Below are 12025 nucleotides of genomic sequence, written 5' to 3' on the forward strand. Positions count from 1 at the left end.
GGCCAGCTTGCGAATTGGCAACTTCTGGCTTAGCTGAGAACCAGTATGAAGGAACAGCGGTCCATTCCGAAACATAAGCTTACCCGCGCCGCTTCGCTCGTAAAAACCGGGGCTAAAATCGGCGGGAACTACGCCAAGTATTACGGCAAGAAACTAGCCACTGGCGAGGACGACCGCGCGGCGTTGCATGAGGCCAACGCTGAGGAAACCTACAGCGCCTTCAGTAAGCTCAAGGGTGGCCCGCTCAAGGTCGCCCAAATGCTGAGCATTGATCAAAACATCCTGCCCACGGCCTACCAACAGCAGTTCGCCCAGGCCCAGTATTCGGCACCGCCCCTCTCCTACCCGCTCGTTGTGCGGACCTTTAAACAGGAGTTTGGCCAGGGGCCCAACGACATTTTTGACACGTTTACGAAGTCCGCCGTCAACGCCGCCTCTATTGGGCAAGTCCATCGCGCGACCATTGGCGACGAAACCTTTGCCGTAAAGATACAGTATCCCGGCGTCGCCCAGAGCCTGCAGTCCGACCTACGGCTGGTGAAGCCCATCGCCATGCGGATGATCGGCCTGACCGCGAAGGAGATCGACTACTACTTTGTCGAAGTCGAGGAACGCTTGCTCGAAGAAACCGATTACAACCTCGAGCTCAAGCGCTCACAGGAGTTAACCGCCAAGTCCGCCCATTTGCCCGAGGTCAAGTTCCCCAAATACTACCCGGATTTCTCCAGCAAACGCATCCTCACCATGGAGTGGATTGACGGTATGCCGCTGGATAAATTCATCGCGACCAACCCCGATCAGGAAACGCGCGACCGCATTGGCCAAGCCATGTGGGACTTCTATCATTTCCAGGTGCATGAGCTGCGCGAGTTCCATGCCGACCCCCACCCGGGCAACTTTCTCATCAGCCAAAACAACGAGCTTTACGTGCTCGATTTCGGCTGCGTCAAGAAGCTGGAAGATGATTTCTACCGCGAATATTTCCAACTGCTCGACATGAACCGCGTCCTCGACAACGCACACTTCGAGGCGATGCTTGAAGCGCTGGGCCTGATCCAAAGTAACGACAACGCCGAGGACCGCGTGAAACTGCGCGAGCTCTACCGGGAGTCGATCGAGCTGCTCTCCCGCCCCTTCCAGCAAGGCACATTCGACTTTGGCGACGAAACCTACGTGCGGGAAATTTACGACTTTAGCGAGCGCACCCAGAAGGATCCAGAAATCAAGCGCCTGAATACGGCGCGCGGGTCACGCCATGCGATTTACCTGAATCGCGCCTACTACGGGCTCTATAACCTGCTGGCGCAGTTGCGCTCACGCATTCGCGCAGAAATTCCCGGTGAGTTGACCGCAGTCAAAGCCTAAAGCATTTTCTTCGCTGGCCGCGCTGGCTAGCGGTTGTTCAGTGTGGGGGCTCAAGAGGCGGTAGTTATCCTCCTTAATATCCTGCGCCAGGCATCGATGCCGCCCTACGCGACACCCTTATCCGAGGACGACTCGGAGTGCTGGCGATTGCACTGGATGAACTCAACCACCTGCTCCAGAAACGCGATTTCACGCGGCTGCAGCGAGGACTCACGCAAGGCATGGCGCGATTCGCTAAAGTGGCTGCGGACCTCGCCACGCAAGGTCTGAATCACCCCGGATTTGGCGAACAACTGAGCCAAGTCTTGTAAGGCCGAGGGCTGCTCGGATTGCTCAAGAGCTTTGGCCAGGCGCTTTTGATCCGCCGGAGTAAGTGCATCATGCAGGCGCTTGAGCACCAGGGTTTTGACGCCACAGTGAAAGTCATAAGCCAGGTCGGGTGCCGCGTCGGGCAGCAGCTCGACCTCGTGTAAGTCGTTCTCGATCTGAAAGGCCAGGCCAAGCGGCTTGGCAAATTGGCAAAGTGATTTGCGGGCCTCATCGTCCGCGCCAGCCAACATCGCGCCCAGCACGAGCGGGCACTCAATGGTATAGCGCGTGGTTTTTAAATGATAGGTCTGGCGGATTTCACTTTCGCAAACCTCACTCAAAGGCAGGTCCAAATGTGCGATTTCGGCCGCCTGCCCCATCCCGGTTTCCTGCGCAATACGGAGGAAGTAGCGCATCGCCACCATCGACTGCGCGCGTGGCAGCTCGGGGTCGATGAAGCACTCCATCGCAAAGCCAAATAAGATGTCCCCCAAGACCAGCGCCAGGCTTTGCGCATTGCGCTCGGTGTTGGTGACGTCATTAGCCAACGCACGATGCAGGGTCGGCTTGCCGCGGCGGGATTCCGAGCAGTCAATCAAGTCATCGTGGATCAGCGCAAACGCGTGAAAAAGCTCCAATGCGCCAGCCACCCTCAACGCCGCTCTCGGCGGTGGTGCATCACGCTGATCAAACAGGCTATAACTTAATAAAAATAGCAGCGGACGCAGGCGTTTACCTGGTCGTCGTAAAAAGGATTTTAGGCTGCGCCAAGCCGGCTCAAGCGAATGATGCTGCGCCAAGTGATCCTCCAACTCCTTGAGTTCCATAGTGATGCAGGCATGGAGATCTTCTTCCAGGACCAGCAACATTTCGAGGGGATCAGGTGGTTTACTCATAGAGTTCGTTGGCCATTGATAAGCGTTGGCTCCGCGCAGCATTAGACGAAGATGACGGTTTTGAGCAGTATTTCAAGCGACAAGCGCGTTTTGTGCCATTATCATTACGCCAATGCAGATTGAATCTTGCGCCCAATCAAACGCCGTTCAAATTGAAATCACACTGCTCCAGAGCGATCCGAATATGGCGCAACCCAAGAAGAAGTCCGCAAAAGCAAAGCCCAACCTCTATTTGGTCGGCTTTATGGGCACCGGTAAAAGTACCGTGGGCCGGGCTTTGGCGCGCCGTCTGGGCATGAAGCAGATCGACTCCGACCGTGCAATCGAGGAAGATCAGGGCCGGCCGATCCCCGAGATTTTCGCCAACGAAGGCGAGGCGCATTTCCGTCAATTGGAGCACGACTTTATCCATGGCGGGCATCCGGAAACGGGCTGCATCATCTCCTGCGGCGGTGGCCTGGTGACCGCACCCGGCATGATTGACGAGTTGAAGCGACGCGGCCTTGTGGCCTGTTTGTTCGCCAGCCCGGAAACCATCCTCCAGCGCACCAAAGGCAATGCCAACCGCCCGCTCCTGAACGTGGAAAACCCCCGCCAGCGCATTGCCGAACTACTCTCCGACCGCGAGCCTATCTACCTGCAAGCCGGCGCGTGCTTCTACACCGACGCCCAGCCGATGGCGGAAATTGTCCGCCACCTTGAGCGTTTTTATCAGCGCGAATCCAAGAAGTTCGGCAAATAAATTACACGTCCTGAAATCGTTGCACTACGGGTAATTTTTCCTACGCTGCGATTGATGAAAAAACTGCTGATCGTCATTGCTATCCTTGCCCTCATTTTTGTTGGCATCCAATTCGTCCCCGCCAACACGACCAACCCGCCCGTTACGCATGAAGTCGCCTGGGCCAACCCGCAGACCAAGGAATTCTTCACCAACGCCTGCGCGGACTGCCATAGTAACGAAACCGTTTGGCCATGGTATGCCAAGGTCGCGCCGATTTCCTGGTGGATCAGTTATCATGTGGACCACGGTCGCGAACACTTCAACATCTCCGAGCCCAATATGGGCGACTACGACGAAGCTTACGAAGCCGTCCACGAAGGCTGGATGCCACTCGAAAGCTACACCTGGATGCACCCCAAGGCCCGGCTCACAACTGAGCAGCGCGACGAATTTTCAGCCGATTTGCAGGCGACGTTTAACGTCGGCGAGGCCGCTAAAGACAAGGAAGCGCACGACGATCACAGCCATTAACGCCCCATCTGCTCGCTGACGGTATTTTGCTGGCGGGCGATGTCGTGCAGCGTCAATACGCCGATTAATTTACGCTCGTCTTTCTCGGACACAACCGGGGCCTGCAAGACATCTTCCTTGATCAGCTTACCCGCTGCGGCGCGGATTGAGGTATCGGGCGTCACGGTGTAAATCGGGCGTTTATCAAGCTTTTCAATCAGCGGGCAGTCCTCACCAGCGGCGACGAACTCCTCCATCTCATGGTGGCAGATGACGCCCACCAAATGCCCCTCGGCATTGACCACCGGGTAGCCATGGTGCGGCTTGTCGATGAGCTGCAAATTCTCACTGGAGGTCTTCTCGGCAATGGCGGTAACGGCGTCGTAGGTCATGATGGTGGACACCGGCAAGTTCCGATAATCCTGCGCACCCTGATACGCTGGCATCCGCCGCAGATTCAGCCCATCCTGCAAGAGCAGTGAATTATACAGCGGCACGCGCAGTAGCCGGCTGGCCAGGTAATACGAGATCATGTTGCCCGCCATGAGCGGCAGGATCAGCCCGTAGTTTCGCGTCATTTCAAAGATGATCAGCAGCGAGGTAAACGGGCAGCGCACGATTGACGCAAACAACGCGCCCATGCCCAAAAGCACGCAGGCACCGACCACCTGATTCGCCTCAGGCAAAGTAAAGATATCGGCCACACCGTTGAGCTTCACCATCAGCACGCCGATAATGCCGCCCAGCATCCCGCCAAGGAACAGCGTGGGCGAAAACAGACCACCGGAGCCCCCCGTCGCGTAGCAGATGATGACCGCGATAAACTTAAACACGAACAGCATCAGCATCACCGTGATGACGAGGTTGTTCTCAAAGGCCTCGGTCAGGCTCTCATAACCAATCGAGAACACGCCACCTTGGCTGTCGCCAAACAAGCCCGTGACATACCAAGCGGTCACGCCGATCAGTCCCATCGCCAAACCACCCGAAGCCGGCCGCAGCCAGGGCGGCATTTTGCTGACGCGCATTTGCCCGCGCGTCCACAGCAGGCTCTTCACAAAGCCATGGCCGATAAAGCCGCTCAACAGGCCAATGGGAATCGCCACCAGCATCCACCAGTTCGTCTTGTAAACTTCGTTGATATCGACCGTGAGCACCGGGTCCTCGCCCAAGATGATGCGCGACACCGCCGCGGCCACGACCACCGCTACCACGATGCCACCCAGCGCCTTCGAGGAGAAGTCATCAAGCAACTCCTCGAACACAAAGGTAATCGCCGACAGCGGCGCGTTAAAGGCCGCCGCGATACCCGCGCCCATGCCCACCGGCACCAGCGCCTGGATGCGCACCTTGGCCAAGCCGAAGGCCTGCCCGAGTTTACTGGCGATCGCCGCGCACATGTGGACCGTCGGCCCCTCGCGGCCAAGCGCGTTGCCCAAACCGACGTAAAGCGTGCCCAGCACAAAGCGCCAGACGCCGTCGCTCAGCTTGATGATGCCAAAGTCATTGTAAAAAGCGGATTTCGTTTGCGGGATGCCACTACCCACCGCGTTGGGCGCGAGCTTCGTTAAAATGATGCCCACCAGCAGACCGCCCAAGGCCGGTGCGAGGCCCAGGATCAGCGGAAACAGCCATTGGTTTTCCTCGCCCATGACCTCGGCAAAATGCCAAAGCCAGTGGAACAGACCGTGAATCGCCAAGTGAAACGCCACCGCCGCCAGCCCGCAAAGCACACCCGCCACCGTACAAAGAATTAAAAAACGCTGCCCGTCGGTAAAACGGGCGCGCATCCAGTCCGGAAGATTAAGAATCCACGGCTTGCTCATAGCGCCGGTTTCTCCGACGTCTTCGGTTCCTCGGGCGCGCAGGTCGCGTTTTTGAGGAAGTTAAACGCCAGCGCCTCGTAGAGCGCTGTTCGGCAGACCAGCCGGGAAACTTCGTAGGCGAGCATGGCCGTCATTGCCAGTGGCAGCGCAAACATCGTAACCCCGGTCATTTCGAGCAGAATGATAAACGACGTCATCGGGCTCTGCACCACCCCGGAAAAATAAGCCACAATGAAGAGCAGTATCACCGACTGCTCCGTCGCTCCCGACCAGGCAAACATCGGAAACAGCGTGTGCCCCATGCCCGCACCTACCGAGAAGGATGGATCAAATAAACCACCGGGAATCGCCGTCAGCAGCACCAGGAAAGTCGCCAGCGCGCGCCAGAGGAAATAAAACGGGGTAACGTGGTCCTTGGCCTCGGCCAGGATGTCCTGATGGTGCGGCGTGAGCGTTTCCAGGTATTCCGGGCTACCCTGCAGGAGCAATGCCTGCGCCTGGGCATAGCCACTACCCAGCGTGCCGCCCTCGGTAAACCAAGCCAGACAAGCGCAGCTAAGGCCAATCAGCCCCGCCGTAATGACGAAGTTTTTCTTCATCGCCCGCCCGACATGCGGCATGCAAATCAGCAGTGTGCGCGAAAATAATCCGCCCAGCAAACCGCCAACAATCGCAATCACCGGAACAATCAACCATTGTCCAATGGAATCAAACATCAGTGGATCGCGGTCGTGGTCGAGATCACCGTAAAAATAGTAATTGCCCATGAATATGGTGCAAACCACACAAGCCAGGATCACCGTGCGCACCAGCGTGCCCATGTTGTTTTTATCAAAACGCCGGCCAATCTCCTCCATTGCAAAGACCACGCCCGCGATCGGCGCGTTAAAGGCCGCCGCAATGCCCGCCGCGCCACCGGCCAGGATCAACCCGCGCTGCACGAGGTGCGCCGGAAAATGCGCGAAGCGATTGCAGCAGCGCATGAAGCACGCCCCAAGCTGCACCGAGGGCCCCTCACGGCCAATGGATAAATAGGCTAGCAGCCCAAGCGTCGTCAGGATCAGCTTACCGACGGCAATGCGCATGGAGAGCACAGCGTCGCGCGCCACCCCGTCGCGCAACTTCAGCGCGGCAATGGTCTGCGGAATACCAGTCCCGTCCGTCCCGCAGAAAAAATTATCGCGCAGGTAGATGATTAAAATCAGGAAGGCCGGCATCACCAAAAACGCCAGCCAGGGCTGCTCGTTATTCCAGTCGCGCACGTAGCCGCCGACAAACAGCTCCACCCCACAAAAATACATGGCCCCCAAGCCAGCCGCTAAGCCGCCCAAGGCGACAACGAGGTAGCCCCACCAGGCCTCTCGCGTAAACAACGCTTTGCGCCAATCTATTGTTTCTTCGTTTTCCGTTTCCCCTGTCGCCATTTTGCAATTCCCGTTGGAGAATGTGGTAAGAACCGCAATTCCTGTCAAAATCATTCCCGTCTACTTGCATCGCAGTGGTTTACCGCCAAGTTACCTCGAATGCAGATAAAAGTTATTTTTTCAAAAAAAACACTTGGCAAGTTCGCGCTTAGCCCTACAACAGAGCGTTTTCCTGAACCACACACCGAGTGGTCAACATAAGTGACGGTGGGATATGCAAGCGGCCAAAGCACGCAGACTGTAAATCTGTTCCGATAATCGGTTCGGGCGTTCGAATCGCCCTCCCACCACCACTTAAGTTTTGTCAAATTTAGCCGATCTTCTGTGAAGTAACCATAAAACATAACCTGGCTAAAAATTATGCCTAGAAAATCGACCAACAGCACCAAGACCAAAGGCAAAACCGCAACGAAACGCGCACCTGGCAAGACACAGATCTCGATCTCTCTTCCAGCTGACCTCATCGAGCGTATTGACAAGCTCGCCGCTGCGGAAAATCGCAATCGATCCAATTTCATTGCGACTGCATTGGATCGGGTCACCGAATAATACATTCATAACTGGCGCCCAGCGTGGTTGTCGCCACGGATTCGCTAAGAATCCATCACAGTTGCATTCGCAACCGGTCGATAATCATTTCCCCAATAACAAACCCACTCAGCGCCAGCCAAGGAGCAGTTTGAAGGGCGCCGATTTTTCAAACTGTTTCCAGAGGCTGGCTATTCCCCCCTATCTCGCATCGGCTTTGATGCCCCCAGCCTTCAGGCTACATTTCGGCCCTAGGCCACACACCCTCCGCACCAAGCCGTGCGGTTTTTTTTGTGCCCAAATACCGGTTTCTCATTGGCGTGAATTGAGTCCTCTCCCAAGCCCAACGGACAATCATTCTGAGCGCCAAGGGCGCGGTCTCATATTAGCCTAGGGTCAGCACAGCACCTAGGGCTGCGCTCCAGTCGCCCTGCGACTTGCGCTGACCCTAGGCTAGTATGTGTTCGCACCCTTGGTGCTCATCTTCAAGGGTTTATGGCAATCCGGTTTAAGGGCGATTCACCTTTTGAATGTCCGTTGGCCCAAGGATTATGCCTTTGGGTATAACGGACACTCAACTTTCAGCAAATTTGCTCCAACGGGGCTACGAAATCTATAGCCCAGGGTTAGCTTGAGGCCGCAGGACGGCTGAACGCCTAGCCCCACAGTTCGCCGCATATAGCGCCATTGTGACACATTTACGCGCTTGGTCCATCCCGACACACGACTGAGTCAACTCGACACACTCCAATAAAGCCGGCATATCCACTTTTCATTGATTACAAGCAACTTACGAATCCAGAAAGCTCTGGCATTCCTCTTGCATTAGAATAGGTGCAAAAAACAAACACCTAATCTTTAAGGAGGAACAAAAAATGCATGTAATCAAGTATGACAACTTCTGGAATGATCCGTTTGCTGAAATGGATCGCATCTTCGACCGCACCGTTGGCAACAGCCGCTTTGCCGGTCTTTTCGATAACGCCAACACCGGGCGTAGCTTCCGCGTCGATGTTTACGACGACAACAACGAAGCCTACCAGGTCGTGGCCGAGCTTCCCGGTGTCGCCAAGGAAGACGTCGATATCCAGCTCGAAAACGGCGTGCTCACGATCAGCGCCAAGCGCCACATCAAGCAGGATGACAAGGAGCAAACCGCGCAATACCGCCGTTCCTTGACCATTAATGACGACATCAACGCCGACAAGGTCACCGCAAAGCTCGAAGACGGCATCCTGACCGTTTCCCTGCCCAAGGCCGAAGCCCGCAAGCCCAAGGCGATCACCGTCAGCTAACATCAAGCAACCAACATTCATCCAAAGGAGACCATTATCATGAGCGACACTCAAGTAGCCGAAAAATCCACCCAAACACCGGCCCCCGCCAAGCGCGTCAACTACCTGCGCCCGCACTACGAAGTGGCCAGCAATGCCGACGCCTACACCGTCACGGTTTACGTTCCGGGTGCGGCCAAGGAAGGGGTGAAAATTACCGTCGATCAGGACACCCTCGCCATTGAGGCCTCGCGCCGGCCCACCGCCAACGACAAATGGCGTGCCCGCCACCGCGAGATCCCGACCGCTGATTACCGGCTCCGCCTCGACCTCAATGTGCCGGTGGACGCCGAAAAAATCACGGCCAAAACCGCCGACGGCGTGCTCACCCTCACCTTGCCAGTGGCCGAGGCGGCCAAGCCGCGCCAGATCGCGGTTAACTAACCGCCGCCGCAACGCCGCCTGGCGCAACACATTCCGGGCCGGGCAGGTGCAAACCTCCCGGCCTTTTTCATGGATGCCTTCCCGGTATCGGGCAACCTTCCGCAATTTTGTTCGCCAAGACGGACAAGGTTGCGGACGATTGAGAAAGGAATTTACTGCACATGGAGTTTAAAGATTACTACCAGACCCTCGGCGTCCCCAAAGGCGCCACGGCCGACGAAATTAAGAAAGCTTTCCGCGGCTTGGCCCGCCAACACCACCCGGACAAAGCCAAGCCGGAGGATCGCCCCGCCGCCGAAACCAAATTTAAGGAAATCAGCGAGGCCTACGATGTCCTCGGCGACGCCGAAAAGCGCCAAAAATACGACCAGCTCGGTGCCAACTGGGACCAATACGGTTCCGGCGGCCGCGCAGGCGGCTACCCCGGCGGCGGCTTCCGTCGCGCAGGTGGCATGGGCCCTGGCGGCTACGAGGAATTCCACTTCGGCGGCACCGGCTTCAGCGACTTCTTCGAACAATTCTTCGGCGGCGCTGGCCGGGGCGGCGATCCCTTTGGCGGTGCCGGAAATCCCTTCGGTGGGGCCGGCGGCTACCAGCGCGCACCCGCCCGCGGGCAGGATGTGGAGGCCGAGATCATGGTCCCGCTCCACGAGGCCTACGCCGGTGCCGAGCGCACCGTTCGCCTCGAGCGCGTCAACCAGCAGACCGGCGAGCGCAAGGAAAACAGCTACAAGGTTAAAATCCCCGCAGGCGTCAAAGACGGCCAACGCATCCGCCTCGGCGGCCAGGGCGAGACCGGCGGCGCTGCGACCGCAGGCGACCTCTACCTGATCGTCCGCCTCGCCGCGCATCCGGACTACGAGGTCACCGGCAAAGACTTGATTTACACGCTGGAGCTCCCCGCTTGGGACGCCGCTCTCGGCGCCGCGAAGGAAATTCCGCTCCCCAACGGCAAACGCGTCCGCATCAACGTACCTTCAGGGGCCAAGACCGGCACGCGAGTCCGCCTGCGCGGCCTCGGTCTCCCCGGCAAAACGGCCAAGGGCGACCTCTTCGTCGAATACGTCATCACTGCCCCAGCCCCGGCCACCGACACCGAGCGCGAACTCTGGGAAAAGCTCCGGGACGGCGCGTAAAGCAGCGGCTCACTGAAGATTAAAGGCGCACCCGCTCAAGCTGGAGGGCGACGCTTCGTCGTCGCCGCCCCTCGCCCGCAAACAACAAACCTTACCGCCTCCACTGGAGGGCGACGCTCTGTCGTCGCCGCTCCATGCCCGCAAATCTTATCGTGTACTGGCAAGATTAGTGATGTGTTCCATAGGGCGGCGACGACGGAGCGTCGCCCTCCAAATCACTCCGTAAGCTTTGGCCACGAAGAGGCACAGAAATCACAAAACAATGCCTAGCTCATGCTTCTGGCATCCTTTTTTTCTGTGATTCTTGTGCCACTTCGTGACCAAATGATGCCTACTGCGCTTTTCAATGTCGCTTTTAAGCGCCTACGTGTAACTTATTCGTTTGCGTTGGCTACTTATTAATTTTTGTCCTTAATTAATTTACTGTCGTCTATGACTTATTTTTAAATGTCTGCGTCTTATTCTAAATTATTCGATACTTATTGAATATTGGTGGTAACTTATTGATTTTCATCTATAACTTATTTAATTTTGTTGGGACTTAACTTTGCCATAGTATCATCATGCCGATTACTTCACCACAGTCATATCTTCCTACTATTAATGAGTTTATTGCTCATTGGGAATTGGTGAATGAGGCGCTGCCTCCGACGCAGCCATTGACCGTCGCCAATGGGCGCGGGATCAATAATCTGTGCGCCTTGGCCGCCACATTGCTTGCCACGATCGACGCGGTGGAGGCTGCGCTCGTCGGGATGCGCACCGAAAGCGCCCAGGTCCGCGAGCTGAAGCGCGCGTTGAACCGTCGATTTGCCGAGTTCGCGCATCTGATCCGCGCATTGGACACCGCAGGCGTGTTTGTGAACTCCCTGCCCAGCGCGCCGAAGGTCAATCACATCGCCAGCAAATTTCGTGAGCCCTTGTTGAAGGCCGAAAATATCTGGGCAAGCGCCAATGCCGAGCTGGGCGTCATTGAACTCGCCAATGGTTACGGCCTGGCCGACTTTTCTGCCGATCTCGCCGCGTTCCAAGGTGCCGAAGCCCTCTGGCTCAAGGCCAAGGCCGAAGTGAAAAGTAAACGCGCCGACCGCAACGGCCTTCAGCGCGACATTTACCCGATTCTCCGCGAGTATCGCCGTGTCGTGCAGGGCCGGATGAGCGCCGACAGTGTCTATGTCGCCAGTCTGCCCAAGCTGACCTTATCCAAGCGCCGCTCGAAAGCCGTTGCCGCCGGGTAGATGCGCGGTGACAGGCTCGCGTTGCGCGGTGGCAGGCGCGGGTGTCGTGATGATAACAAGTGGTGGCGCGATGGTAGGTGTGGGTTTAACCTTGAAGGCCACCGAGAACACGAAGCCAGCGAGGCGCGTGGGCATCATGCGAAGATGCGCAGACGCGAAACCAACTGATTGAAGGTAGGACGGCGGATGAAGATGGTTGGAAGGATGATGTCGAAGCTTGTACGGCTGATTCCTTGGGGCCTTGGGGTCTTGGCGTGAGATAAAATTGGCTAAACTCGCGGTATTATTAGCCAAGCGCACGGTGAATTTGGCTAGGCTTGCGGTGAATGCGGCTGCCCGAACCTTCGTGGC

At 57.0% G+C, this 12025-nt stretch carries 11 protein-coding genes and 1 tRNA gene; 9 read left to right on the top strand and 3 right to left on the bottom strand.

The features are described from left to right. Positions 1 to 45: 45 nt before the first annotated feature. The gene (locus O3S85_RS10915; protein ID WP_269540335.1) at positions 46 to 1365 is read left to right on the top strand and encodes an ABC1 kinase family protein; all 1320 of its coding nucleotides are present in this window, start codon (positions 46 to 48) and stop codon (positions 1363 to 1365) included. Positions 1366 to 1469: 104 nt separating this feature from the next. Here the strand turns inward: O3S85_RS10915 and O3S85_RS10920 are convergent, their stop codons facing one another. Then, complete coding sequence (locus tag O3S85_RS10920) at positions 1470 to 2570, bottom strand: polyprenyl synthetase family protein (protein WP_269540336.1); 1101 nt, start codon at positions 2568 to 2570, stop codon at positions 1470 to 1472. A gap of 112 nt (positions 2571 to 2682) precedes the next feature. On the opposite strand from O3S85_RS10920, the gene O3S85_RS10925 reads away from it, so the two are divergent. Both O3S85_RS10925 and O3S85_RS10930 read left to right on the top strand, forming a co-directional pair. Beyond that, positions 2683 to 3312 carry a shikimate kinase gene (locus tag O3S85_RS10925; RefSeq protein WP_269540337.1) on the top strand — a complete coding sequence of 210 codons (630 nt, stop codon included), beginning with the start codon at positions 2683 to 2685 and terminating at the stop codon, positions 3310 to 3312. Positions 3313 to 3366: 54 nt separating this feature from the next. Then, positions 3367 to 3825, top strand: a complete 459-nt coding sequence (locus O3S85_RS10930; protein ID WP_269540339.1) for a heme-binding domain-containing protein — start codon at positions 3367 to 3369, stop codon at positions 3823 to 3825. Here the strand turns inward: O3S85_RS10930 and O3S85_RS10935 are convergent. After that, complete coding sequence (locus O3S85_RS10935; RefSeq protein ID WP_269540341.1) at positions 3822 to 5630, bottom strand: chloride channel protein; 1809 nt, start codon at positions 5628 to 5630, stop codon at positions 3822 to 3824. The genes O3S85_RS10930 and O3S85_RS10935 overlap by 4 nt on opposite strands. Further along, positions 5627 to 7054 carry a chloride channel protein gene (locus tag O3S85_RS10940; protein WP_269540342.1) on the bottom strand — a complete coding sequence of 476 codons (1428 nt, stop codon included), beginning with the start codon at positions 7052 to 7054 and terminating at the stop codon, positions 5627 to 5629. The genes O3S85_RS10935 and O3S85_RS10940 overlap by 4 nt, the downstream gene beginning before the upstream one ends. Before the next feature lie 206 nt (positions 7055 to 7260). Here O3S85_RS10940 and O3S85_RS10945 point away from each other — a divergent pair. The 6 genes from O3S85_RS10945 (at position 7261) to O3S85_RS10970 (ending at position 11674) form a co-directional block, all read left to right on the top strand. Further along, positions 7261 to 7347, top strand: a tRNA-Tyr gene (locus O3S85_RS10945). Positions 7348 to 7414: 67 nt separating this feature from the next. Next, positions 7415 to 7603, top strand: coding sequence for a CopG family ribbon-helix-helix protein (locus O3S85_RS10950; RefSeq protein ID WP_269540343.1), 189 nt, complete (start codon positions 7415 to 7417; stop codon positions 7601 to 7603). An 854-nt stretch (positions 7604 to 8457) separates the two neighbouring features. Next, complete coding sequence (locus tag O3S85_RS10955; RefSeq protein ID WP_269540344.1) at positions 8458 to 8877, top strand: Hsp20/alpha crystallin family protein; 420 nt, start codon at positions 8458 to 8460, stop codon at positions 8875 to 8877. A 39-nt stretch (positions 8878 to 8916) separates the two neighbouring features. Further along, positions 8917 to 9300, top strand: coding sequence for an Hsp20/alpha crystallin family protein (locus O3S85_RS10960; protein WP_269540345.1), 384 nt, complete (start codon positions 8917 to 8919; stop codon positions 9298 to 9300). A gap of 161 nt (positions 9301 to 9461) precedes the next feature. Beyond that, positions 9462 to 10436: a J domain-containing protein gene (locus O3S85_RS10965; protein ID WP_269540347.1), complete on the top strand. Its 975-nt coding sequence runs from the start codon at positions 9462 to 9464 to the stop codon at positions 10434 to 10436. A 563-nt stretch (positions 10437 to 10999) separates the two neighbouring features. Next, a complete protein-coding gene (locus tag O3S85_RS10970; RefSeq protein WP_269540349.1) occupies positions 11000 to 11674 on the top strand; it encodes a hypothetical protein in 675 nt (224 codons plus the stop codon). The last annotated feature ends 351 nt before the right edge of the window (positions 11675 to 12025 follow it).

The sequence above is a fragment of the Cerasicoccus sp. TK19100 genome (assembly GCF_027257155.1).
GTDB lineage: Bacteria > Verrucomicrobiota > Verrucomicrobiia > Opitutales > Cerasicoccaceae > Cerasicoccus > Cerasicoccus fimbriatus.